At 58.3% G+C, this 23,011-nt stretch carries 22 protein-coding genes, 1 pseudogene and 1 other annotated feature; of the genes and pseudogenes, 15 read left to right on the top strand and 8 right to left on the bottom strand.

Annotated features, from left to right (window positions below):
* Positions 1 to 22: 22 nt before the first annotated feature.
* The 5 genes from gyrB (at position 23) to HMPREF3096_RS05335 (ending at position 7,116) form a co-directional block, all read left to right on the top strand.
* Positions 23 to 2,437 (top strand): DNA topoisomerase (ATP-hydrolyzing) subunit B, encoded by a 2,415-nt coding sequence (gene gyrB / locus HMPREF3096_RS05355; protein WP_012540255.1) that lies wholly within the window; start codon positions 23 to 25, stop codon positions 2,435 to 2,437.
* A gap of 200 nt (positions 2,438 to 2,637) precedes the next feature.
* Positions 2,638 to 3,450, top strand: a complete 813-nt coding sequence (yidA, locus tag HMPREF3096_RS05350; protein ID WP_008806746.1) for a sugar-phosphatase — start codon at positions 2,638 to 2,640, stop codon at positions 3,448 to 3,450.
* A 149-nt stretch (positions 3,451 to 3,599) separates the two neighbouring features.
* Complete coding sequence (locus HMPREF3096_RS05345; RefSeq protein ID WP_074193343.1) at positions 3,600 to 4,682, top strand: hypothetical protein; 1,083 nt, start codon at positions 3,600 to 3,602, stop codon at positions 4,680 to 4,682.
* A complete protein-coding gene (locus HMPREF3096_RS05340; RefSeq protein WP_032731528.1) occupies positions 4,679 to 5,812 on the top strand; it encodes a BamA/TamA family outer membrane protein in 1,134 nt (377 codons plus the stop codon). The genes HMPREF3096_RS05345 and HMPREF3096_RS05340 overlap by 4 nt, the downstream gene beginning before the upstream one ends.
* 77 nt (positions 5,813 to 5,889) lie before the next feature.
* Positions 5,890 to 7,116: a DUF3748 domain-containing protein gene (locus HMPREF3096_RS05335; RefSeq protein WP_008806749.1), complete on the top strand. Its 1,227-nt coding sequence runs from the start codon at positions 5,890 to 5,892 to the stop codon at positions 7,114 to 7,116.
* 1 nt (position 7,117) lies between these two features.
* Here HMPREF3096_RS05335 and HMPREF3096_RS05330 read toward each other — a convergent pair whose 3' ends face one another.
* The gene (locus tag HMPREF3096_RS05330) at positions 7,118 to 7,450 is read right to left on the bottom strand and encodes a YceK/YidQ family lipoprotein (RefSeq protein ID WP_004151524.1); all 333 of its coding nucleotides are present in this window, start codon (positions 7,448 to 7,450) and stop codon (positions 7,118 to 7,120) included.
* Positions 7,451 to 7,695: 245 nt separating this feature from the next.
* Positions 7,696 to 7,771 (top strand) — a sequence feature (ROSE (Repression Of Heat Shock gene Expression) occurs in the 5'-region of heat shock genes and acts as an RNA thermometer to modulate expression.).
* Here HMPREF3096_RS05330 and ibpA point away from each other — a divergent pair.
* The 3 genes from ibpA (at position 7,765) to HMPREF3096_RS05315 (ending at position 10,530) form a co-directional block, all read left to right on the top strand.
* Positions 7,765 to 8,178: a small heat shock chaperone IbpA gene (ibpA, locus tag HMPREF3096_RS05325; RefSeq protein WP_004151523.1), complete on the top strand. Its 414-nt coding sequence runs from the start codon at positions 7,765 to 7,767 to the stop codon at positions 8,176 to 8,178. It overlaps the preceding feature by 7 nt.
* A gap of 116 nt (positions 8,179 to 8,294) precedes the next feature.
* Entirely contained in the window at positions 8,295 to 8,723 is a 429-nt protein-coding gene (gene ibpB / locus HMPREF3096_RS05320) for a small heat shock chaperone IbpB (RefSeq protein WP_008806750.1), read from the top strand.
* Between the two features lie 145 nt (positions 8,724 to 8,868).
* Positions 8,869 to 10,530 carry a putative transporter gene (locus tag HMPREF3096_RS05315; RefSeq protein ID WP_032731527.1) on the top strand — a complete coding sequence of 554 codons (1,662 nt, stop codon included), beginning with the start codon at positions 8,869 to 8,871 and terminating at the stop codon, positions 10,528 to 10,530.
* Here HMPREF3096_RS05315 and HMPREF3096_RS05310 read toward each other — a convergent pair.
* Positions 10,498 to 11,244 carry a GntR family transcriptional regulator gene (locus HMPREF3096_RS05310; protein ID WP_008806752.1) on the bottom strand — a complete coding sequence of 249 codons (747 nt, stop codon included), beginning with the start codon at positions 11,242 to 11,244 and terminating at the stop codon, positions 10,498 to 10,500. The genes HMPREF3096_RS05315 and HMPREF3096_RS05310 overlap by 33 nt on opposite strands.
* A gap of 298 nt (positions 11,245 to 11,542) precedes the next feature.
* Here HMPREF3096_RS05310 and HMPREF3096_RS05305 point away from each other — a divergent pair, with 298 nt between their 5' ends.
* The 5 genes from HMPREF3096_RS05305 (at position 11,543) to HMPREF3096_RS05285 (ending at position 15,781) form a co-directional block, all read left to right on the top strand.
* Positions 11,543 to 13,165 carry an alpha-glucoside-specific PTS transporter subunit IIBC gene (locus HMPREF3096_RS05305; RefSeq protein ID WP_008806753.1) on the top strand — a complete coding sequence of 541 codons (1,623 nt, stop codon included), beginning with the start codon at positions 11,543 to 11,545 and terminating at the stop codon, positions 13,163 to 13,165.
* Complete coding sequence (locus tag HMPREF3096_RS05300) at positions 13,162 to 14,484, top strand: 6-phospho-alpha-glucosidase (RefSeq protein WP_008806754.1); 1,323 nt, start codon at positions 13,162 to 13,164, stop codon at positions 14,482 to 14,484. The genes HMPREF3096_RS05305 and HMPREF3096_RS05300 overlap by 4 nt, the downstream gene beginning before the upstream one ends.
* A 100-nt stretch (positions 14,485 to 14,584) precedes the next feature.
* A complete protein-coding gene (locus tag HMPREF3096_RS05295; RefSeq protein ID WP_002923305.1) occupies positions 14,585 to 14,932 on the top strand; it encodes a YidH family protein in 348 nt (115 codons plus the stop codon).
* Positions 14,922 to 15,284, top strand: coding sequence for a DUF202 domain-containing protein (locus tag HMPREF3096_RS05290; protein WP_008806755.1), 363 nt, complete (start codon positions 14,922 to 14,924; stop codon positions 15,282 to 15,284). Before HMPREF3096_RS05295 ends, HMPREF3096_RS05290 begins: the two co-directional genes overlap by 11 nt.
* Before the next feature lie 74 nt (positions 15,285 to 15,358).
* Positions 15,359 to 15,781 carry a radical SAM protein gene (locus HMPREF3096_RS05285; protein ID WP_032731525.1) on the top strand — a complete coding sequence of 141 codons (423 nt, stop codon included), beginning with the start codon at positions 15,359 to 15,361 and terminating at the stop codon, positions 15,779 to 15,781.
* Between the two features lie 3 nt (positions 15,782 to 15,784).
* On the opposite strand, the gene dsdA is transcribed toward HMPREF3096_RS05285, so the two are convergent.
* Both dsdA and dsdX read right to left on the bottom strand, forming a co-directional pair.
* Positions 15,785 to 17,113, bottom strand: coding sequence for a D-serine ammonia-lyase (dsdA, locus tag HMPREF3096_RS05280; RefSeq protein WP_070544325.1), 1,329 nt, complete (start codon positions 17,111 to 17,113; stop codon positions 15,785 to 15,787).
* 17 nt (positions 17,114 to 17,130) lie between these two features.
* The gene (gene dsdX, locus HMPREF3096_RS05275) at positions 17,131 to 18,468 is read right to left on the bottom strand and encodes a D-serine transporter DsdX (RefSeq protein WP_012967014.1); all 1,338 of its coding nucleotides are present in this window, start codon (positions 18,466 to 18,468) and stop codon (positions 17,131 to 17,133) included.
* A 91-nt stretch (positions 18,469 to 18,559) separates the two neighbouring features.
* Between dsdX and HMPREF3096_RS30800 the strand changes: the two are divergent.
* Positions 18,560 to 18,679, top strand: a pseudogene (locus tag HMPREF3096_RS30800) (hypothetical protein); the annotation flags it as partial.
* Between the two features lie 13 nt (positions 18,680 to 18,692).
* Positions 18,693 to 19,616 (top strand): DNA-binding transcriptional regulator DsdC, encoded by a 924-nt coding sequence (dsdC, locus tag HMPREF3096_RS05270; protein ID WP_032731523.1) that lies wholly within the window; start codon positions 18,693 to 18,695, stop codon positions 19,614 to 19,616.
* Between the two features lie 119 nt (positions 19,617 to 19,735).
* Here dsdC and emrD read toward each other — a convergent pair whose 3' ends face one another.
* The 4 genes from emrD to tisB form a co-directional block, all read right to left on the bottom strand.
* Positions 19,736 to 20,920 carry a multidrug efflux MFS transporter EmrD gene (emrD, locus tag HMPREF3096_RS05265; protein ID WP_012540264.1) on the bottom strand — a complete coding sequence of 395 codons (1,185 nt, stop codon included), beginning with the start codon at positions 20,918 to 20,920 and terminating at the stop codon, positions 19,736 to 19,738.
* 175 nt (positions 20,921 to 21,095) lie between these two features.
* Complete coding sequence (locus tag HMPREF3096_RS05260; protein WP_012967016.1) at positions 21,096 to 21,929, bottom strand: DMT family transporter; 834 nt, start codon at positions 21,927 to 21,929, stop codon at positions 21,096 to 21,098.
* A 69-nt stretch (positions 21,930 to 21,998) separates the two neighbouring features.
* Positions 21,999 to 22,445, bottom strand: a complete 447-nt coding sequence (locus HMPREF3096_RS05255) for a GNAT family N-acetyltransferase (protein ID WP_012540266.1) — start codon at positions 22,443 to 22,445, stop codon at positions 21,999 to 22,001.
* Positions 22,446 to 22,535: 90 nt separating this feature from the next.
* A complete protein-coding gene (tisB, locus tag HMPREF3096_RS05250) occupies positions 22,536 to 22,655 on the bottom strand; it encodes a type I toxin-antitoxin system toxin TisB (RefSeq protein WP_004145059.1) in 120 nt (39 codons plus the stop codon).
* Positions 22,656 to 23,011 lie beyond the last annotated feature (356 nt).

Raw genomic sequence — 23,011 nt, 5'->3', positions numbered from 1 at the left:
ATTAAATGAGCGAGAAACGTTGATGTCGAATTCTTATGACTCCTCCAGTATCAAAGTCCTGAAAGGGCTGGATGCGGTGCGTAAGCGCCCGGGTATGTATATCGGCGACACGGATGACGGCACCGGTCTGCACCACATGGTATTCGAGGTTGTGGATAACGCTATCGACGAAGCGCTCGCGGGTTACTGCAAAGATATCGTTGTCACTATCCACAGCGATAACTCCGTCTCCGTACAGGATGACGGTCGCGGCATCCCAACCGGCATTCACCCGGAAGAGGGCGTCTCCGCAGCGGAAGTTATCATGACCGTCCTGCACGCCGGCGGTAAATTTGATGATAACTCCTATAAAGTGTCCGGCGGTCTGCACGGCGTAGGCGTCTCGGTGGTTAACGCCCTGTCGCAGAAGCTGGAGCTGGTTATCCAGCGCGATAACAAAGTCCACAAACAGATTTATGTGCACGGTGTACCGCAGGCGCCGCTGGCGGTGACCGGCGAGACCGATAAAACCGGCACCATGGTGCGTTTCTGGCCGAGCCATGAAACCTTCACCAACGTTACTGAATTCGAATATGACATCCTGGCAAAACGTCTGCGCGAGCTGTCGTTCCTGAACTCAGGGGTCTCTATCCGCCTGCGCGATAAGCGCGACGGCAAAGAAGATCATTTCCACTACGAAGGCGGCATCAAGGCGTTCGTTGAGTATCTCAACAAGAACAAAACGCCGATCCATCCGAATATCTTCTATTTCTCCACCGAAAAAGACGGTATCGGCGTGGAAGTGGCGCTGCAGTGGAACGACGGTTTCCAGGAAAACATCTACTGCTTTACCAACAACATTCCACAGCGTGACGGCGGTACTCACCTGGCGGGCTTCCGCGCGGCGATGACCCGTACCCTCAACGCCTACATGGATAAAGAAGGCTACAGCAAAAAAGCGAAAGTCAGCGCCACCGGCGACGACGCGCGTGAAGGTCTGATCGCCGTGGTATCGGTGAAAGTGCCGGATCCGAAATTCTCCTCACAGACCAAAGACAAACTGGTCTCCTCTGAGGTGAAGTCGGCGGTAGAACAGCAGATGAACGAACTGCTGAGCGAATACCTGCTGGAAAACCCATCCGATGCCAAAATCGTGGTCGGCAAAATTATTGACGCCGCGCGCGCCCGTGAGGCCGCACGTCGCGCCCGTGAAATGACCCGCCGTAAAGGCGCGCTGGATCTGGCAGGCCTGCCGGGCAAACTGGCGGATTGCCAGGAACGCGACCCGGCGCTGTCTGAACTGTACCTCGTGGAAGGGGACTCCGCGGGCGGCTCTGCTAAACAGGGTCGTAACCGTAAGAACCAGGCGATCCTGCCGCTGAAGGGTAAAATCCTCAACGTTGAGAAAGCCCGCTTCGATAAAATGCTCTCTTCCCAGGAAGTGGCGACGCTGATCACCGCCCTTGGCTGCGGCATCGGCCGCGATGAGTACAACCCGGATAAACTGCGCTATCACAGCATCATCATCATGACCGATGCGGACGTCGACGGCTCGCACATTCGTACCCTGCTGTTGACCTTCTTCTACCGTCAGATGCCGGAAATCGTCGAACGCGGCCATGTCTACATTGCCCAGCCGCCGCTGTACAAAGTGAAGAAAGGCAAGCAGGAACAGTACATTAAAGACGACGAAGCGATGGATCAGTATCAGATCGCTATCGCTCTTGACGGTGCGACCCTGCATACCAACGCCAATGCGCCGGCGCTGGCGGGCGAACCGCTGGAAAAACTGGTTGCCGAGTTCAACGCCACCCAGAAAATGATTGGCCGCATGGAGCGCCGCTTCCCGAAAGCGATGCTGAAAGAGCTTATCTATCAGCCGACCCTGACCGAGGCCGATCTGGCTGACGAGCAGAAGGTAACCCGCTGGGTGAACACCCTGGTTTCCGAGCTGAATGAGAAAGAGCAGCACGGCAGCCAGTGGAAATTTGATGTCCGCGAGAACAGTGAATTGCAGCAGTTTGAGCCGATTATCCGCGTCCGTACCCACGGGGTGGATACCGACTATCCGCTGGATAACGAGTTCATCATGGGGCCGGAATATCGCCGTATCTGCACCCTGGGCGAGAAACTGCGCGGCCTGATGGAAGAAGATGCCTACATCGAGCGCGGCGAACGCCGTCAGCCGGTAGCCAGCTTCGAGCAGGCCCTAGACTGGCTGGTGAAGGAGTCCCGTCGCGGTCTCTCCATCCAGCGCTATAAAGGTCTGGGCGAGATGAACCCGGATCAGCTGTGGGAAACCACCATGGATCCGGACAGCCGCCGCATGCTGCGCGTAACCGTTAAGGATGCGATCGCTGCCGACCAGCTGTTCACCACCCTGATGGGCGATGCCGTTGAGCCGCGTCGCGCCTTTATCGAAGAGAACGCCCTGAAAGCGGCGAATATCGATATTTAAGTCGCGTATTTCCCGGTAACGCGTTTTACCGGGGCAACAGGATGTATAAGCCCGGTCGCATCGCGTGACCGGGCTTTTTTTTGCTGCTAAAAGGGGATTCTTCGCTCCCGCTTCCATCCCCCTTTCTGCCCGACACTTTTACTGTTTTTTGAGCGGAATCGCGTTAGCATGAGGGAAGACTCATCTTACCCGGGGATCCTATGGCTATTAAACTGATTGCAATCGATATGGACGGCACGCTGCTGCTGCCAGACCATACCATCTCTCCTGCGGTGAAAGCCGCCATCGCCGCGGCGCGCGAGCGGGGTGTCAACGTGGTGCTGACCACTGGTCGCCCTTACGCTGGCGTCCACAGCTATCTGAAAGAGCTGCATATGGAGCAGCCGGGTGATTACTGCATTACCTACAATGGCGCGCTGGTGCAGAAGGCCGGTGACGGCAGTACCGTTGCGCAAACCGCGCTAAGCTATGACGACTATCGTTTCCTCGAGCAGCTCTCCCGCGAGGTTGGCTCTCACTTCCACGCGCTCGATCGCAACACGCTCTACACCGCGAACCGCGATATCAGCTACTACACCGTCCACGAATCCTACGTGGCGACCATCCCGCTGGTGTTCTGTGAAGCGGAAAAAATGGACCCTGAGATCCAGCTGCTGAAGGTGATGATGATCGATGAGCCGGCGATCCTGGATAAGGCCATCGCCCGTATCCCGGCGGAAGTGAAAGAGAAGTACACCGTGCTGAAAAGTGCGCCGTACTTCCTCGAAATTCTGGATAAACGCGTCAATAAAGGCACTGGCGTGAAGTCCCTGGCCGATGCGCTGGGTATCAAACCGGAAGAGATTATGGCGATTGGCGATCAGGAAAATGATATCGCGATGATTGAGTTTGCCGGCGTCGGCGTGGCGATGGATAACGCCATTCCCGCGGTCAAAGAAGCGGCGAACTTCATCACCAAATCTAACCTCGAAGATGGCGTCGCCTTCGCCATTGAAAAATACGTTTTAGCGTAAGCGTTCTTCAGGCCCGGCGTTGTCCGGGCCGATCTTCTCTTTTTTCATGAACAGATGTTAATCCGCATTTAAATCCCTTATTCCGTACAGGGGATTCTATAAGCTACCCGCCCTCTTTTTCGCCATGCTTCACTAACATCATAATTTTCATGAATATATACCACCGTTTGATGTTGGTTGCGCTGCCATTCGCCTCTGTACAGATTTGCGTGGCCGCGGAATCAACGGCGCCGCTTGAGCCGGTATACGCCTATCACGGCGCAGAACCGGCGGATCTGCCTGCGCCGGTAAAAACCGAGACCGCAGTAGCGGAACCAAACGCGATATTGCCTTTTTTAGGCGATGAGGCCAGAAAGCGCGGCTACGTCCTGCCGCTGCCGTTCGGCGTCAGCATGAACTATATGGATATGCGGCAGAATATTAATGTCGACAGCATTAACTTCACCGGGCTGTCGCTGGATGGCCGTAACATCGATTGCGGTAAGGATCCTGTCTGCAAACACGCCGTGAAGAACATTTTCGCTAATGGGCCGGTCTCGCTGGATAACGCCTTCCAGATTGGCGTCGGTAATACGCGGGAAAGCAGCAAAACCGAGACGCTTAAGCTGGATGCCTGGCTGCTGCCATTTATGAACGTTTATGGCCTCGTCGGACACACCGAAGGACATTCGATTTCGCAGATTGCCGTCGGCCTGAAGGGGCCGAATGGTAAAGTGGTCCCCCTGCCGGGGATGCAGGATCTCGACTTTCGCCTCGATTTTAAAGGCACCACCTACGGGATGGGCACCACCCTGGTGGGCGGCGTCGGCAACTGGTTTACCGTGCTGGACGCCAACTACACGCAAACGCGCTTTGATATCCTCGACGGCAGTATCGACGCGTTTACCTTTTCGCCACGCGTAGGCTATCGTTTCAATACGCCATCGGTCGATACGCTGCATCTCCCCGCCGGAAAGCTGAACCTGTGGGTCGGCAGCATGTATCAGGATGTGCAGCAGGAGTTTAAGGGCAGCCTTAACGATCTCTCAATGCCGTCGCCGATGCTGCAAAATATGGTCAATCTGGCCAATCAGGACAATAACGGCCGCTTCGATGTGAAACAGCATTTACAGTCGCCGTGGAACGTACTGGTGGGCGCGCAGTACGAGCTGACGCAGCATTTCAATATTACTACCGAGTTTGGCTTTGCCGAACGTAACAGTTTTTTTATCGCCGGTGAGTATCGCTTTTGAGCCGACTGTTTATCCTTTTTCTGCTGCTGATGGCCTACCCGACAGGCAGCCAGGCCGAGACGCTCAGCCGCGAGAAAATCGACGGCTGGCTGCAGCATCTCGGCGCCAGCGATAAGTTCGAGGCCAGCAAAGGCATCGACTGGGGCGTGATGCCCGGTCCGTTCTATACGCCGGAGCTGGGGCTGGGCATCGGCACCGCGGTCGTCGGCATGTATCGCCCCGATCCGCAGGATACCACCAGCCAGAATTCCACCCTGACGCTCAGCGGCTACGCCAGCTCCACCGGCGCGTTTGGCCTCAGCGTGAAAAACTACGCCTTTTTCGACAACGATCTGTGGCGCGTATTTGTTGAAGGGTCGATGGCCAATACCCCGACTTACTACTGGGGGCAGGGTTTTCACGCCGGATATAAAGACAACGAGAAGGAAAAATATACCGCCCAGGTGCTGACCCTGCGCCCGACAATCTACCGGCAACTGATCGACAATGTTTATCTCGGCGCGGGGTGGTCGCTGGCGGCGCAGAATGCCGATGAGATGGACCACGACGATTTACCGAAAATAGAAAGTACCCCACAGGGACCGTCGGTATTCAGCTCTGGCGCCAGCATCGATATCAACTGGGACGATCGCGACTTTGTCCCCAACCCGCGCCGGGGCCAGTATGCCAACTTCCGCTACACCCATTACGCCCCCGGGTTAGGCAGCGATACCCGTTTTGATGAATTTCAGCTGCACTATAGTCATTATCATGCCCTGAGCGAGAAAAGCGTGCTCGCCTGGGAGGCCGATGGCGCCTTCACCCAAGGGGATGTACCGTGGAGCATGATGCCCCTGCTGGGCAGCGACGAGCGGATGCGCGGCTACTATCAGGGGCGCTACCGGGATAAAAACGTCGTTAGCAGCCAACTGGAATACCGTCGGCAGCTCACCTGGCGGCACGGGATTGTGGCCTGGGTCGGGGCGGGAACCATGGGGCCGTCGCTGTCATCGCTGAACAATGGCCGCTGGCTGCCTACCGGCGGCGTTGGCTATCGTTTCGAGTTCAAGCCGCGGGTCAATATCCGTCTTGATTACGGCATCGGCAAAGGCAGCAGCGGGTTCTATTTCCAGGTTGGAGAAGCGTTTTAAGCACATTGTCGGGCATTCAACCCCGCGCGGATTGCGGTATGCTAACGCCACTCTTATATCGGCCCGGTCAGCACGCCATGAAACAAGTTACCTTTGCCCCTCGCAACCACCAGCTCACTAACACCCGCACCTGGACCCCCGACAGCCAGTGGCTGGTGTTCGACGTCCGCCCGTCCGGCGCGTCGTTCACCGGTGAAACCATTGAGCGAGTGAACGTAAACAGCGGTACTGTGGAGACCGTCTATCATGCCACGCAAGGCGCGCGCGTTGGCGTGGTGACCGTGCATCCAACCCAGGAGCGCTATGTGTTTATTCATGGCCCCGAGCAGCCGGATGCGCAGTGGCAGTATGATTTTCATCATCGCCGCGGGGTGGTGGCCTTTCAGGGGGCCGTCGAGAATCTGGACGCCATGGACATTACCGCCCCTTACACGCCCGGCGCGCTGCGCGGCGGCAGCCACGTCCATGTCTATAGCCCCAATGGTCAGTTCGTCAGCTTTACCTATAACGACCACGTGCTGCACGAGCGCGACCCGGCGCTGGACTTGCGCAACGTCGGCGTGGCGGCGCCATATGGGCCGGTGACGCCGCAGGGAAAGCATCCGCGCGAATATAGCGGCAGCCACTGGTGCGTGCTGGTAAGCCGCACGACACCGACTCCCGTGCCGGGCAGCGATGAGATTAATCGGGCCTATGAAGAGGGCTGGGTCGGGAACCATGCGCTGGCGTTTATTGGCGATACCCTGGCGGAAAATGGCGATAAAGTGCCTGAGCTGTTTATTGTCGATCTGCCGCAGGATGAAGCCGGCTGGAAGCAGCCTGGCGGGGCGCCGCTGGCCGGTACCGCAACCACAATGCCGGCGCCGCCGGCGGGCGTCAGTCAGCGTCGTTTGACCTTCACCCACCATCGCCGCTACCCGGGACTGGTGAACGTCCCGCGCCACTGGGTGCGCGCCAATCCCCAGGCGACGGCGATAGCCTTTCTGATGCGCGATGACGCCGGCGTGGTGCAGCTGTGGCTTATTTCACCGCAGGGGGGCGAGCCGCGTCAGTTGACGTATCATGCGTCGGGTATCCAGTCGGCGTTTAACTGGCATCCATCAGGAGAGTGGCTGGGCTTTGTGCTGGAGGATCGGATTGCCTGCTGCCATGCCGGCACAGGCGATATCACCTTTTTAACCAAGGTGCATGCGCATGCGCCCTCGGCTGATGCGATCGTCTTTTCGCCAGACGGTAAACAGATTGCCTGGATGGAGGAGGTGGACGGTTATCGCCAGCTGTGGGTCACACAGACCGGACGATAACTTACTGGGCAGGCATCGGCGCTGGCGGTATCACCGAGTTGGTCGCCAGCGTGGCCTTCTCGCTTTTTTCGACCCGTGATTTGATTGAGCTGTCGGTGCGGAACATATCCCACGGCAGCAGCAGGGTATCCATGACGGCGGTGAACGGCATATCCAGCGCCACCAGTGATTTCACACCCCAGTTGGTATCGCTGTCTCCCAGCGTTTGCGCACTGGATCGCGTGCCCGGATAGGTTCCCTCTTTGCCACCGGTATGTGACATTACGCTGGAGCAACCGCTCAGGCTTATTATCCCGCTGAACAGGACCAGCTTTAACAGTCGTCTGCTTTTCATTGTTCTTCCATCGTCGTTTCGGGCGTTGAGATAACCTTTCAGCGGTTATATCGGGCCAACCCGTGAATGCATAGCGTTATTGCGCCGCACTGTGGCGGGCATCGCACTTTGCTTTTTGTGCTCCTCCCCCCAGTCTAAGCAATCATCGGCAAACTGCAAAAAAATTCGCCCTCAATCCCTTGAAAAGCACGGGGAGAAACCCATTTTATAGGTGTAACCCACTGAGAATACGCCTGAGGGGTATTCCGGATTACCGCGGCCTGTCCACGATGGAAGGTCATTTGATTCTCGCTGATTTTCAGGAGCTATTTACTATGCGTAACTTCGATCTCTCCCCGCTATATCGTTCAGCCATTGGTTTCGACCGCCTGTTCAACCTGCTGGAAAACAATCAAAGTCAGAGCAACGGCGGCTATCCTCCGTATAACGTCGAGCTGGTAGACGAAAACCACTATCGCATCGCTATCGCGGTGGCTGGCTTTGCTGAAAGCGAGCTGGAGATCACGGCCCAGGACAATCTGCTGATCGTCAAAGGCGCCCACGCCGCCGAGCAGAAAGAGCGGACCTACCTGTATCAGGGGATCGCCGAGCGTAACTTCGAGCGCAAATTCCAGCTGGCGGAAAATATTCACGTCCGCGGCGCCAACCTGGTGAACGGCCTGCTGTACATCGATCTGGAACGCGTGATCCCGGAAGCGAACAAGCCGCGCCGCATCGAAATCAACTAATTGTCCGTTTCAGGCCGCGTGGCGGCCTGATGTCACAACCTGCTCGCCGTCAGGGAGCAGATGCGAATTTACAGAATTCGCAGGTATCCACTCGCTTCTTAGAAGGAGAAAACACTATGCGTAACTACGATTTATCCCCCCTGCTGCGTCAATGGATCGGTTTTGACAAACTGGCCAACGCCCTGCAAACCGCCGGTGAAAGCCAGAGCTTCCCGCCCTATAACATCGAAAAAAGCGACGATAACCACTATCGCATTACCCTTGCGCTGGCCGGTTTCCGTCAGGAAGATTTGGATATTCAACTGGAAGGCACCCGTCTGGTGGTGAAAGGCACGCCGCAGCAGCCGGAAAAAGAGACCACATGGCTGCACCAGGGGCTGGTGAGCCAGGCCTTCAGCCTGAGCTTCACCCTCGCCGACAACATGGAGGTCTCTGGCGCGACTTTCACCAATGGCCTGCTGCATATCGATCTGACCCGCAATGAGCCTGAGCAGATTGCCCCGCAGCGTATCGCCATCAGCGAACGACCGGCGCTAAATAGCTAATAAAGTAACCTACTGATAAGGCCCCGTTTTTCGGGGCTTTTTTGTGCCGGTCTGTTTGCTGGTATTGTGCGCCAGGCGGCATACAACCCGTCTGGCAGCGGTCATAATCCCTTTAGTTAATGGTGTTATTCACAGGGACGATACCATGAGTGAGATAGCATTGACGGTCAGCGTGCTGGCGCTGGTGGCGGTAGTGGGGTTGTGGATCGGCAATGTCAAAATCCGCGGCGTCGGCTTTGGCATTGGCGGTGTCCTGTTTGGCGGGATTATTGTCGGCCACTTTGTCGATCAGGCGGGTGTCGCCCTCAGCAGCCCGATGCTGCATTTTATTCAGGAATTCGGCTTGATCCTGTTCGTCTACACCATCGGTATTCAGGTGGGGCCGGGCTTTTTCGCCTCGCTGCGGGTCTCAGGCCTGCGGCTCAATCTGTTCGCTATCCTTATCGTTATCCTCGGCGGCCTGGTGACCGCGGTGCTGCATAAACTGTTCAATATTCCTCTCCCGGTGGTGCTCGGTATCTTCTCCGGTGCGGTGACCAACACGCCAGCGCTGGGGGCCGGGCAGCAAATTCTCCGCGATCTCGGCGTACCGTTCGAGGTGATCGATCAGATGGGGATGAGTTACGCGATGGCGTATCCGTTCGGCATCTGCGGCATTCTGCTGACCATGTGGCTGGTGCGCCTGTTCTTCCGAATCAATGTGGAGAAAGAGGCCCAGCGGTTTGAAGAGAGCAGCGGCAACGGCCACGCTCATTTGCACACCATTAACGTGCGGGTGGAGAACCCCAACCTCAACCAGATGGCGATTCAGGATGTGCCGATGCTCAATAGCGACAACATCGTCTGTTCGCGGCTGAAGCGCGGTGAGCTGTTGATGGTACCTGCTCCGGGCACCCTTATTCAGGCGGGCGACCTGTTGCACCTGGTGGGGCGACCTGAGGATCTGCACAATGCGCAGCTGGTGATTGGCCAGGAGGTGGCCACCTCGCTGTCGACGCGCGGCACCGATCTGAAAGTCGAGCGGGTGGTGGTCACTAACGAAAAAGTGCTGGGGAAGAAAATACGCGATCTGCACGTCAAACAGCGCTATGACGTGGTGATCTCCCGGCTGAATCGCGCTGGCGTCGAGCTGGTGGCCAGCAGCAGCGCCAGCCTGCAGTTTGGTGACATCCTCAACCTGGTCGGCCGTCAGGAGGCGATTGACGCCGTGGCCGCCGAGCTGGGTAACGCTCAGCAGAAGCTGCAGCAGGTCCAGATGCTGCCGGTGTTTATCGGCATCGGACTCGGGGTACTGCTGGGGTCTATCCCGTTGTTTATTCCTGGCTTTCCTGCCGCACTGAAGCTGGGGCTGGCCGGTGGGCCGCTGATTATGGCGCTGATCCTCGGGCGTATCGGCAGCATCGGCAAGCTGTACTGGTTTATGCCGCCGAGCGCCAACCTGGCGCTGCGCGAGCTGGGGATCGTGCTGTTTCTGGCGGTGGTCGGGCTAAAATCGGGGGGCGACTTTGTCGCGACCCTGACCCAGGGCGAGGGTCTGAGCTGGATCGCTTACGGCATTTTCATCACCGCCATCCCGCTGCTGACGGTGGGGATCCTCGCGCGCATGCTGGCAAAAATGAACTATCTGACGCTGTGCGGCATGCTGGCCGGCTCCATGACCGACCCACCGGCGCTGGCCTTCGCCAACAATCTGCACGCCACCAGCGGCGCGGCGGCGCTCTCTTACGCCACCGTCTATCCGCTGGTGATGTTCCTGCGGATTATCACCCCGCAGCTACTCGCCGTGCTGTTCTGGGGGCTGAGCTAGCGGGCTTTGCGCCTGGACGCGGCGCAGGTGGTAATCCACCTGATACTCGCTGGCGTTGCGGAACATGACGGAATAGTTAAGAAACTCGCCGCTGTCGCTGTAGGAAAGGGAGGTAATACGCAGCAGCGGCGTCTGCTCAGGGACATTCATTGAGCGCGCCAGCTGCTTGTCCGCCAGCACTGGCGTCAGCGTTTCATAATTCCCGCTGATGATGATCCCGCACTCCTTCTCAATATAATCAAATTTCGAACCCTCCAGATGGCTCAGCGACAGGTTGCGGAACAGCTTCACTGGCATATAGCTATCCTCCAGCATCAGCGGCTTGCCATCGACGTAGCGCACCCGCCGTGAGAAGTAGATCCGTTCATCAATTTTAATCCGCAGCAGGCTGGCGATGGCCGGCGGAGCAGGCATCACCTCGAAGGCCAGCACCTGACTCACCACCTCTTTACCCTGCTTGCGCAGCACTTCCGCCAGGCCAGTGAGATTGCTGGTTTCATGATGGACGTCCTTACGCGCCACGAACGTCCCCGAGCCGTGGCGACGCACAACCAATCCCCAGTCCACCAGCAGGTCGATGGCTTTGCGGATAGTCATGCGCGCCACCCCGAACTCCTCGGCCAGTTTTTTCTCTCCCGGTAGCGGGCTACCGATGGCGAAGTCGGCGGAATTCAGCCGCAGCCGCAGGCGGTCAGCAATGGATTTGTAGATCACCAGTAGTCCTCTTGTGCAGGAAAGTGGAATGTCGCTGTCTTCTCTTTTCGTTAAAAAAATAGATTTATTACAAGTAATTAATACTCATTCATTTCGTTAATTCCACTGTCTGACTTATCGATGTCTAACTTTGGTTATCGAAGTAGACGACTTTGGCCAAATTAAAACCATGAATGGGATCACGAATCGCAACGGCGCGACATGTTGTCGGACGGGCAAATTTCTATTCTCGAGTCAGGCCGGTAATCAAGAAAAAGAAGGCCACTCACCCTACGAGTTGTTACATGAGGATTTTCAAATGCTCAGTCAAATACAACGCTTTGGCGGCGCCATGTTTACTCCGGTTTTGTTGTTTCCTTTTGCCGGAATCGTGGTCGGTATCGCCATCATGCTGCGCAACCCGATGTTCGTCGGCGAAGCGCTGACCGCACCCGACAGCCTGTTTGCCCAGATCGTTCACATCATTGAAGAGGGCGGCTGGACCGTCTTTCGTAATATGCCGCTGATTTTCGCCGTCGGTTTGCCGATCGGCCTGGCGAAACAGGCCCAGGGCCGGGCCTGTCTGGCGGTGCTGGTGAGTTTTCTCACCTGGAACTACTTTATTAACGCCATGGGGATGACCTGGGGCCACTTCTTCGGCGTCGACTTTTCCGTTGAACCCACGGCAGGCAGCGGCCTGACGATGATTGCCGGGATCAAAACCCTCGACACCAGCATTATCGGCGCCATCGTCATCTCCGGTCTGGTGACGGCCCTGCACAATCGCTATTTCGATAAACCCCTGCCGGTGTTCCTCGGCATCTTTCAGGGATCATCGTTTGTGGTCATTGTCGCTTTCCTCGCGATGATCCCCTGTGCCTGGTTGACCCTGCTCGGCTGGCCAAAGGTTCAGCTGGGCATTGAATCGCTGCAGGCCTTCCTGCGCTCAGCCGGGGCGCTTGGGGTGTGGGTCTACATCTTCCTTGAGCGCATTCTGATCCCCACCGGCCTGCACCACTTCGTCTATGGCCCGTTCATCTTTGGCCCGGCGGTGGTGGAGGGCGGTCTGCAGGTCTACTGGGCGGAGCATCTGCAGGCGTTCAGTCAGAGTACGGAACCGCTGAAGACGTTGTTCCCGGAGGGCGGCTTTGCTCTGCACGGTAACTCGAAAGTGTTTGGTTCGGTGGGGATTGCGCTGGCGCTCTACTTCACTGCCGCGCCGGAAAATCGCGTCAAGGTCGCCGGCCTGCTGATCCCCGCCACCCTGACCGCGATGCTGGTCGGGATCACCGAACCGCTGGAGTTCACCTTCCTGTTCATCTCGCCGCTGCTGTTCGCCGTTCACGCGGTGCTGGCGGCGACCATGGCGACGGTGATGTACATCTGCGGCGTGGTAGGCAATTTCGGCGGCGGTCTGCTCGACCAGTTCTTGCCGCAAAACTGGATCCCGATGTTCCATCACCACGCCTCGATGATGTTCATTCAGATAGGCATCGGCCTCTGTTTCACCGCCCTCTACTTCGTGGTCTTCCGCACCCTGATCCTGCGTCTGAACCTGAAGACGCCTGGCCGGGAAGAGAGCGAAATCAAGCTCTACAGCAAGGCCGATTACCAGGCGGCACGAGGTAAAACCACGGCCGCCGCCGCGCCAGAGACCCGGCTGGGTCAGGCCGCTGGCTTCCTGCAGGCCCTCGGCGGCGCCGACAACATTGAAAGCATCAACAACTGCGCCACCCGACTGCGCATCGCGCTGGTCGATATGGCGAAAACGCAAAGTGACGACGTCTTTAAAGCGCTGGGCGCCCACGGGGTAGTACGCCGCGGCAACGGGATTCAGGTCATCGTCGGCCTGCACGTTCCCCAGGTGCGCGACCAGCTGGAAAACCTGATGAAAGATTCTCTTTCGACCGAACATACCACCATGACGGAGGCAGTATCATGAAAAAATTCTCAGTTGTTATCGCAGGCGGCGGCAGCACCTTCACCCCGGGCATTGTTCTGATGCTGCTGGCAAACCAGGATCGTTTTCCGCTGCGGTCGCTGAAATTTTACGACAACGACGGCGCGCGTCAGGAGACCATCGCCGAGGCGTGCAAAGTGATCCTCAAAGAGCAGGCGCCGGAGATTGAGTTCAGCTATACCACCGATCCGCAGGCGGCGTTTACCGATGTTGATTTCGTCATGGCGCATATCCGCGTCGGTAAATATCCGATGCGTGAACAGGATGAGAAAATCCCGCTGCGCCACGGCGTGCTGGGCCAGGAGACCTGCGGTCCGGGGGGGATCGCCTACGGTATGCGCTCTATCGGCGGCGTGCTGGAGCTGGTGGATTATATGGAAAAATATTCGCCGAACGCCTGGATGCTTAACTACTCCAACCCGGCGGCGATTGTGGCGGAAGCCACCCGACGTCTGCGGCCGAACGCCAAAATCCTCAATATCTGCGATATGCCGATCGGCATTGAAGGGCGGATGGCACAGATTGTCGGCCTCAAAGATCGCAAACAGATGCGCGTGCGCTACTACGGCCTCAATCACTTCGGCTGGTGGACATCGATTGAGGACCTCGACGGCAACGATTTGATGCCGAAACTGCGTGAATATGTGGCGAAATATGGCTATGTGCCGCCCTCTAACGATCCGCACACCGAGGCCAGCTGGAACGATACCTTTGCTAAAGCGAAAGACGTGCAGGCGCTGGATCCGCAGACCATGCCGAACACCTACCTGAAATATTACCTGTTCCCGGACTACGTGGTGGCTCACTCCAACCCGGAGCGTACTCGCGCCAATGAGGTGATGGATCATCGGGAGAAAAACGTCTTCAGCGCCTGCCGGGCGATTATTGCCGCCGGGAAATCCACCGCTGGCGATCTGGAGATTGACGAGCATGCGTCGTATATCGTCGATCTGGCGACGGCCATCGCCTTTAACACGCAGGAAAGGATGCTGCTGATTGTGCCAAACAACGGCGCGATCCATAACTTTGACGCTGACGCGATGGTGGAGATCCCTTGTCTGGTGGGTCACAACGGACCGGAACCGCTGACGGTTGGCGACATCCCGCACTTCCAGAAAGGGATGATGAGCCAGCAGGTAGCAGTGGAAAAACTGGTGGTCGATGCCTGGGAACAGCGCTCTTACCACAAGCTGTGGCAGGCGATTACCCTGTCGAAAACCGTACCGAGCGCCTCGGTGGCGAAAGCGATCCTCGACGACCTGATTGCGGCCAACAAAGATTACTGGCCTGAGCTGCATTAATCCCCGCTGTTTGACCGGCGCCCGCGGGGCGCCGGTTCTTCTCCCCGGTTCCTGATTTACGCTATGCTGAAGCCTGCAGCGCGATGAACAAGGAACTGTAATGAAAATCTCCCGCCTCGGCGAAGCGCCGGATTACCGCTTTTCGCTGGCTAACGAACGCACCTTTCTGGCGTGGATCCGCACGGCGCTCGGTTTTCTCGCCGCCGGCGTCGGCCTTGACCAGTTAGCGCCGGACTTTGCCACGCCGCTGATCCGTGAAATTCTTGCCCTGCTGCTGTGTCTCTTTGCCGGCGGCATGGCCATCTATGGCTATCTGCGCTGGCTGAATAACGAGAAAGCGATGCGTCTGAAACAGGACCTTCCCTATACCCGCACGCTGCTGGTGATTAGCATCCTGCTGTTGGCGGTGGTGGCCGCGGTGATGCTGCTGGTGGTGTATGGCGGATAAACGCCGGGCGCGGCGGGAAGGCGATCCGGGACTACAGCCAGAGCGCACCTCGCTGGCCTGGTTTCGCACTCTGTTGGGCTATGGCGCGCTGATGGCGCTGGCGATTAAACACAGCTGGCACCGCGCCGGCCTGCCGTTCTGGCTGTCGATCGGCGTGTTGGCGATAGTGGCGGTGATCCTCTGGGGCTATACCCGCCGTCGTCATCTGATGGACGTCGACGATAGCGATTTTTTACAGCCGCGGGCGGTTCGTGACAAATTTTTGATCGCACTCGCAGTACTTTCTCTGGCATTCCTGTTTGCTGTTACTCACCTTCAACCGATCGTTTTATTCATTAGGGATATGTCATGACAGGATGTCCGGCGAATTTGCCTCTCACTCATGCCCCCGGCCAGCAACATGACACTCCCTTTCAGGCTGTCGTGGTGGAGGCGCATCATTGCCATCAGCCGCAGGCGTTCTATGCACAACTGCGTCAACAGGGTCTCACCGCTATCCATTTTATTCCGCAGCTGGCGGCCGGCGACGCCGCGCTCTGGGGGGAGTTTCTCTGCACTGTCTTTCACCGCTGGGTGCGGGAAGATATTGGGCGCATCCATATTTTGCTGTTTAGTGAGACGCTGAGCGCCTGGTGCGGCGAGACGCTGACCCAGCCAGGCGCGCCAGCGGCCAACAGCACCTGCTACGGCTGCCCGTGGTTGCGCCTGTGCCGCTGCGGCGAACAGGAAGACCCGCTGTGCGCGGGTTACCGGCAGTTCTACGATCTTAGCGGGCCCTATATGCGAGTGATGCGGGACTTGCGCCGACAGCAGCGGCCGCCAGAGGCGCTGATGCCGCTGCTGCGCTGAAGATTAGCGCCCCTTCGCCAGATATTGCGCCATCTCCTCTTCCGGCACCATGCCGCCGCCGGTGGCCCACACCAGGTGGGTGGCCTGCTGCAGCTGTTGTTCACTCAGACCTTGTAGCTGATGGTACGCCTGGCTGGCGCAGACCCGCTGCGGCCCGGCCATTCCGGCCAGCGCGGACGGTTCAAGGCGAATGTTTTCCGCTGTCGCCAGCCAGCCCAGCATGTCGTACATCGTCTGATCATCAAGGGTATAGAACCCGTCGAGCAGGCGCTCCATTGCCCGGCCAACGAACCCGGACGCCCGGCCGACCGCCAGACCGTCGGCGGCGGTCAGGTTATCAATGCCTAAATCCTGCACCGCTATCTGGTCGTGGAGCCCGGTATAGACGCCGAGCAGCATGCAGGGCGAGTGGGTCGGTTCGGCGAACAGGCAGTGAACGTTGTCGCCGAAGGCCAGCTTCAGGCCGAATGCCACGCCGCCGGGGCCGCCGCCAACGCCGCACGGCAGGTAGACGAACAGCGGGTGATCGGCATCGACCACGCGCCCTGCTTTGGCAAACTGCGCCTTCAGGCGCTCGCCGGCTACGGTATAGCCGAGGAACAGCGTGCGCGAGTTTTCATCATCAATGAAAAAGCAGTTCGGGTCGGATTCCGCTGCCTTGCGCCCCTGTTCGACGGCGACGCCGTAGTCCTCTTCGTACTCAACGACCGTCACGCCGTGGCTGCGCAGTTTGGCTTTTTTCCACGCCCGGGCATCCGCCGACATATGTACCGTAACCTTAAAGCCGATGCGCGCGCTCATGATGCCGATCGACATCCCGAGGTTGCCGGTGGAGCCGACAGCGATGCTGTACTGGCTGAAGAACTGTTTAAATTCCGGTGTCAGCAATTTGCGATAATCATCTGCGGTGGTGAGCAGTCCGGCCTCCAGCGCCAGCTTTTCCGCATGGGTCAGCACTTCATAAATCCCGCCACGCGCCTTAATGGAACCCGAAATCGGCAGGTGGCTGTCTTTTTTCAGCAGCAGATCGCCGCTAATCGGCTGGCCGAACTTTTGCTCAAGGCTGCGTTTCATTGCCGGAATGGCAACCACTTCCGATTCGATAATCCCGCCGCTGGCGGCCGTTTCCGGGAAAGCTTCCGCCAGATAGGGCGCGAAGCGCTGAAGGCGGGCATGGGCGTCTTGCACATCGTCGGCGGTCAGACCGACGTAAGGTAACCCTTGCGCCAGGGTGGTGGTGGCTGGGTTAAACCAGGTGGTTTCTTTCAGGGCGATCAGATCCTGCACAAGCGGGAAGGTCGCGGTTAAGGTGGTCAGGTCAGCGTGTTTCATCATACGTCTCTTTGCGCTCAGATAATGAAAGAAAGCAGGAAGGTGGCGGCCAGTGCAAGTAGTGACGCGATAAATGTCGCTGTCGTGTAGTACTTGAACGTTTCGCTGAGGCTGGCGCCGCAGTACTGTTTTACCAGCCAGAACAGGGAATCGGTGACGATCGTGCAGCCAATGGCGCCGGAACCGATGGCAATGGCGATGATCTCCGGGCTTACGCCAGGATAAAGCGGCAGCATCGGCGCAACGATGGCGGTAGCGCCCATCATCGCCACGGTAGCGGAGCCGACGGCGGCGTGCAGGATAAGCGCCACCAGCCAGGCCAGCAGAATCGGATGCATATGCAGATTCGAGAGGATCACCGCCAGGCTATCGGCCAGGCCGCTGGATTTCAAAATCGCGTTGAACGCGCCGCCAGCGCCAATAATCAGCAGGATGTTGGCGATCGATCCGAAGCCGTTTTCAGTATGAGTCAGCAGGACGCCCATCCCCATCTGCCGACGAATGCCGAGAATGTAATAGGCGACAAAAACGGCAATAAACATCGCGGTGATGGGGTTGCCGATAAATTCCAGCACTGTATACAGCGTGCCGCCTTGCGCCATATTCAGTTCAGCGACGGTTTTCACCAGCATCAGCCCAATCGGTAACAACACGGTAAATAGCGTAGCGCCGAGCGAGGGCAGCGTCGATTCTTCGCGAACGTCGAGGTTGGAAAACTCGGCTGGCACCGATTTAAACGGCAGGCGGTTGCCGAGCAGCCTGAGGAACAGCGGGCCGCCGACCAGCGAGGCGATCAGACCGACCAGCAGGCCATAGACGATAACCGTCCCGATATCGGCGCCCAGTTTATTCGCCACGAACAGCGCAGCCGGATGCGGCGGCACCACGCAATGCACCGCCATCAGGGCCGTACACAGCGGAATAGCCAGCTTCAGCAGCGAGGTATTGGTTTTTTTAGCGATGGAGAACGCCAGCGGGATCAGCAGCACCACGCCGACTTCGACAAACAGGGTAATACCGCAGATCAGGCCGACCAGCACCATAATCACGTCCGCCGACAGCCAGCGGCAGCGCTGCAGCGTCAGGCCGATGCGCTCCGCCGCGCCGGAGACTTCCATCATCTTGCCGAGGATGGTACCGAGACCGATCACCGCCGCCAGGAAGCCCAGCGTGCCGCCGATCCCACTCTCAATGGCGTTGACCATCTCCAGCGGGCCCATCCCCATCATCGCCCCGACGAAAAAGCTCGCCAGCAGCAGCGCCAGAAACGGATGAAACTTCAGTTTGACGATCGTTAAGACGATTAACACGATGCTAATCAGCAGCGTGCTCACAACCCAGATTTGCGATTCCATACCCCACCTCGCCGTAAGTAACGTGTGGTTATTGAACAGAAACTCGGCATGGGCTGACAAACGATATAAATGGCCTTTCAGGTGAGCCAAATTGAATCAAAAAGGTGATTTAGCTCTAAAATTGACCTATAAATATGCTATGGGTCAAATTAATTCATCCTTGAGCGGAAGTTCTGGCGTTATTTTTTTATCATCCAGATCCCCTTTTTTGCCAGGAGCGCATAATGGATGTACTCAAAACCTTAGGTACCCGGTTGCTCAACGGCTGGCAACTCTCCAGGCTGTCGACGTTTGAGGTGGCGGCGCGGCACGAGTCGTTCGCCCTGGCCGCAGACGAGCTTGCGCTCACCCCAAGCGCCGTCAGTCACCGGATTAATCAGCTGGAAGAGGAGCTGGGGATCCAGCTCTTTGTCCGCTCGCACCGCAAAGTGGAGCTGACGCGAGAAGGGAAGCGCGTTTACTGGGCGCTGAAGTCGTCGCTGGATGGCCTCAATCAGGAGATTCTGGACATCAAAAACCAGGAGCTCTCTGGCAGCCTGACGGTCTATTCGCGCCCGTCGATAGCCCAATGCTGGCTGGTGCCGGCGCTGGGGGATTTCACTCACCGCTACCCGGCCATCTCGCTGACTGTGCTGACCGGCAACGATAACGTCAACCTGCAGCGGGCGGGTATCGATCTGGCAATCTATTTTGATGATGCGCCGTCGTCGCAGCTGAGCCATCATTTTCTGATGGATGAGGCGATCGTGCCGGTATGTACGCCGAATTACGCCCGCCAGCTGCAGTTAACGCAGCATCCTGACAATCTGCGCCACTGCACACTGCTCCACGATCGCCAGGCATGGAGCAATGATTCCGGCACCGATGAGTGGTATAGCTGGGCGCAGAAATTTGCGGTGGAACTGCCGCCATCATCGGGCATTGGCTTCGATCGTTCTGATTTAGCGGTGATTGCGGCGATGAATCATGTGGGGGTAGCGATGGGGCGTAAACGGCTGGTGCAGAAGCGGCTGGAGAGCGGCGAGCTGATTGCGCCTTTTGGCGACATGACGCTGAAATGCCATCAGCATTATTACGTGACGACCCTGCCGGGCCGTCAGTGGCCGAAAATCGACGCTTTTATCGAATGGCTGCACAGCCTGACCTGAAAAGAGGTGAGCAACGGCTCGGTGCCTGATAATCGCCCGGCGGCGCTGCGCTTGCGCGGGCCTACAGTCCGGTAGCCCGGATAAGGCGTCAGCCGCCATCCGGGGAACGACCGCCGCGCTTATACCGGCTGCTGATGGTGGGTGAAGCGCGAGGCCAGCGGCAGCCAGCACAGCAGAATCAACAGGCCCATCAGCATCATCAGCAGGCCGAGGCTGCCCTGACCAGTTTGCGGCATCATCGCCGACAGCCAGGCCAGCACGCCGGAGCCGATATTCTGCAAGCCGCCCACCAGGGCCCCGGCGGTACCGGCGAGAAACGGGAACGGCTCCATCGCGCCGCTGGTGGCCAGCGGGAATAACATCCCGGCGCCGAAGAAGAACAGCGCCGCCGGCACCAGCAGGGTCCAGACGGTCATGATGCCCAGCAGTCCAGGGATCCACATCATCAAACCTGCCAGCAGGCAGCAGATCACCGACTGCCACATCAGCGTCGGGAAACGCTTGTTCGGCCGGCCGGCAAACCACGCGCCGAAGAACGCCGCCGGGATCGGCAGAATAAACAGAATACTCACCGCCATGCTGCTCAGGCCGAGCACCGCGCCCATCAGCACCCCGGAACAGGCTTCGAACACCGCAATCCCGGCCAGGCCGCCGATCAGCATCAGCAGATAGCAGTTAAACGCCCCGGTACCGAACAGCGTTTTGTAGCTGGTCAGGAGTTTGGTGCGTGGCGCCCCTTCCGGGCGCGTTTCCGGCATCCACTTCGCCATGCTGAAGGTCACGCCCGCGCACAGCACCAGCAAGAAGGCGTAGCAGGCGCGCCAGCTCCACAGGGTGTCGAGGATGCCGCCGAGCAGCGGCGCAATCAGCGGGCTGACCAGAATACCCATATTTAACAGGCTATTGGCATGACGCAGCTGCGCGCCTTCGTACAGGTCGCGGGGCAGGGTGCGCGCCATTACGCCGCCGACCCCGGTGCCCATCCCCTGCATGGCGCTGGCGGCGATCAGCACCGGCAGGCTATGGGTGGTAATAGCTACCAGCGTCGCCAGCATAAAAATCGACATCCCGACGAGGATCACCGGACGGCGACCGACGCGGTCCGAGAGCGGGCCGTAGAACAGCTGTGAAATACCATAGGTCAGCAGATAGGCCGCCATCACGCTTTGTACCGCCCCTTCGCGGACGTTCAGCGCGACCGCCATGTCGGCAATAGCCGGAATATAAATGGTCTGCGCCATCTGGCCGACGGCCACCAGCAGTACCAGCATCAACAACAAATTGAAGTTCTTATGCCGTTTCATGTCGATGAATACTTTGCGAGTAAAGAGAAATAAAGAATATGTGACTGGCACATCCCGTAAACGATGGAGGAATCTACCATATTAAAATGACAGGACAACTGCAAAGCGCCGATTGTTGAGGGAATTCCAGGCAGATTATGTAAACAGGAACGGCAACTAATGTTGCCATTTCAGGCTACGCCAGGCGCAGGAGGATCGCCCCGGCGGCAATCCCGCAGGCGGCCACGATGCGCAGCGGCATCAGTTGTTCTTTCAGAACGATAAAGGCGATCAGCGCGCCGAACAGAATGGAGGTTTCACGTAGCGCGGCGACCACCGCCAGCGGGGCCTGGGTCATCGCCCATAGTGCCAGGCCGTAGGAGCCCATGGTGCCGACACCGCCGAGGATGCCCTTTTTCCAGTGCTGACGTAAATAACGACTGGCCTCTCGCCGTCGCGCCACCATGGCCCAGCACAGCAGGCAGAAACCGTTCATAAAAAAGGTCCACAGGGTGTAGCCTAGCGCCGAGCCCGCCAGCCGGACGCCGGTGCCGTCCACCAGTGTATATCCCGCGATAAAGCAGGCATTGATCAGCGCCAGCACGATGCCTTTGCGGGAGCTAACGCTGCCGTGAAAGGCCATCGCCAGAATCGCCAGGCAGATAACGCCGATGCCCAGCCAGGCCAGCGGCGACAGACGATCGCCTAGGAACAGCACGCTTATCGCCGCGACCAGCAGCGGCGCGGTGCCGCGCATCAGCGGGTAGGTCTGGCTCATATCCGACACCTGATAGGTCTTCGCCACCAGCACCGTATACACCACCTGTAACGCGCACGACGCCAGCAGATAGGGGGCGCTGGCAAGCGCGGGCTGCGGGGCAAAGGGCAGCATCACCAGGGCGATCAGCGCGGCCGAGCCGCTGACGCCGATCGCCGCGTACATTTTATCGCCGCTGGCTTTGACGATAGCGTTCCAGCTGGCGTGCAGCAGGGCGGCGAACAGCAAAATGCAGAATACGGTGAGGGTCATCGCAGACAGGTTCAACAGTGAAGGTCACCGGAATGTAACACGCGCCCGCGCTGCCTGCCAGCGGGGGGGTTAAAGCGAACAAAACAGGCGATGTGTCACCCGCGGTTCATCGTACACCGGGCGAAAACCAAGCCTTTCATAAAAGGGCCAGGCCTGCGCCGGGGCATGGGTGTTAAGAAAATCGAACCAGGCGCTGGAGTGGGTAATGACCGAGACCAGCAGCTGCTGGCCGATGCCCCGGCGACGGTAACGTTCGCTAATGTAGAGATGGCGAATGCGCCCAACCCGCGGCTGCGGACTGAAGGGATCGCTATTGATGCCGCATACCCCTACCAGCTGGTGGTTGACGAAGGCGCCCAGCAGCGTTTCGCCCGGCGCGTTAAAGCGGTTTTTGCCGCTCTGCCAGTTTTCCGCCAGGCGGCGCAGCATGTTGAAATGCTGTTCAAGGCTTTCAGTGCGCAGCGCAACGAACCCCGGATCGTCCGGCGTTGTGGCGGCAATTAACAGGGGTGGCATAGTTTCCTCCATCAAGTCATCCCGGGACGCCCGGCGGGCGCCTGCAGGGGGGCGGTTTCCCGCCCCCCTCAGGTGCGACTTGAACCTGAATCAGCGGAACTGTTTCAGGACTGCATCAAGTAGTTGCAACACAGCAACCATGAGTTTCAGGATTAAAATAATAATATCCATTCCGCCCATACGCGCGTCTCCTGTGGTTAAGGAGCACAATAAGCTGACGTACCTTTCCGCTGCCCGTTGCCAGCTTATCCCTGCCTGTCGCCGGCGGCGTCTGCCCTGGCCGATAGTTCATCCTTTCCATGAACGGCTTCCCGGCCCGCCGCCTGCAACGACAGGGGTGCGCAGCGCTGAGCCACGCGTTGCCGCGCGGGCCAGTGACTGCACGTTGTTGACGTAACACAGTGTGCTCTCTCGGGGTTAAGGCACTGACGGCACCACCCGTTTCAGCCAGGACTTCGTTGCGCCGGTCAAACTTGCGGCCCCCGAATGGCACAAAGTGAACACACCCAGTATAGATAAATACTGTATGGATGAGGGTCTTCCCTTGTTGTGGTGGCTGAAGGCAT

The organism is Klebsiella sp. HMSC25G12 (genome assembly GCF_001807705.1).
GTDB lineage: Bacteria > Pseudomonadota > Gammaproteobacteria > Enterobacterales > Enterobacteriaceae > Klebsiella > Klebsiella variicola.
This window is presented reverse-complemented; position numbering and strand designations above follow the sequence as displayed.

What these genes read in the sequence shown, in the direction of transcription:
- dsdA (WP_070544325.1), bottom strand. Translation starts at nt 17,113, where the DNA reads ATGAAACACGCTGACCTGACCACCTTAACCGCGACCTTCCCGCTTGTG.
- dsdC (WP_032731523.1), top strand. Translation starts at nt 18,693, where the DNA reads ATGGATGTACTCAAAACCTTAGGTACCCGGTTGCTCAACGGCTGGCAA.
- HMPREF3096_RS05295 (WP_002923305.1), top strand. Translation starts at nt 14,585, where the DNA reads ATGAAAATCTCCCGCCTCGGCGAAGCGCCGGATTACCGCTTTTCGCTG.
- dsdX (WP_012967014.1), bottom strand. Translation starts at nt 18,468, where the DNA reads ATGGAATCGCAAATCTGGGTTGTGAGCACGCTGCTGATTAGCATCGTG.
- HMPREF3096_RS05300 (WP_008806754.1), top strand. Translation starts at nt 13,162, where the DNA reads ATGAAAAAATTCTCAGTTGTTATCGCAGGCGGCGGCAGCACCTTCACC.
- HMPREF3096_RS05255 (WP_012540266.1), bottom strand. Translation starts at nt 22,445, where the DNA reads ATGCCACCCCTGTTAATTGCCGCCACAACGCCGGACGATCCGGGGTTC.
- HMPREF3096_RS05330 (WP_004151524.1), bottom strand. Translation starts at nt 7,450, where the DNA reads ATGAAAAGCAGACGACTGTTAAAGCTGGTCCTGTTCAGCGGGATAATA.
- emrD (WP_012540264.1), bottom strand. Translation starts at nt 20,920, where the DNA reads ATGAAACGGCATAAGAACTTCAATTTGTTGTTGATGCTGGTACTGCTG.
- HMPREF3096_RS05290 (WP_008806755.1), top strand. Translation starts at nt 14,922, where the DNA reads ATGGCGGATAAACGCCGGGCGCGGCGGGAAGGCGATCCGGGACTACAG.
- ibpB (WP_008806750.1), top strand. Translation starts at nt 8,295, where the DNA reads ATGCGTAACTACGATTTATCCCCCCTGCTGCGTCAATGGATCGGTTTT.
- HMPREF3096_RS05315 (WP_032731527.1), top strand. Translation starts at nt 8,869, where the DNA reads ATGAGTGAGATAGCATTGACGGTCAGCGTGCTGGCGCTGGTGGCGGTA.
- ibpA (WP_004151523.1), top strand. Translation starts at nt 7,765, where the DNA reads ATGCGTAACTTCGATCTCTCCCCGCTATATCGTTCAGCCATTGGTTTC.
- HMPREF3096_RS05305 (WP_008806753.1), top strand. Translation starts at nt 11,543, where the DNA reads ATGCTCAGTCAAATACAACGCTTTGGCGGCGCCATGTTTACTCCGGTT.
- HMPREF3096_RS05335 (WP_008806749.1), top strand. Translation starts at nt 5,890, where the DNA reads ATGAAACAAGTTACCTTTGCCCCTCGCAACCACCAGCTCACTAACACC.
- HMPREF3096_RS05345 (WP_074193343.1), top strand. Translation starts at nt 3,600, where the DNA reads ATGAATATATACCACCGTTTGATGTTGGTTGCGCTGCCATTCGCCTCT.
- yidA (WP_008806746.1), top strand. Translation starts at nt 2,638, where the DNA reads ATGGCTATTAAACTGATTGCAATCGATATGGACGGCACGCTGCTGCTG.
- HMPREF3096_RS05260 (WP_012967016.1), bottom strand. Translation starts at nt 21,929, where the DNA reads ATGACCCTCACCGTATTCTGCATTTTGCTGTTCGCCGCCCTGCTGCAC.
- gyrB (WP_012540255.1), top strand. Translation starts at nt 23, where the DNA reads ATGTCGAATTCTTATGACTCCTCCAGTATCAAAGTCCTGAAAGGGCTG.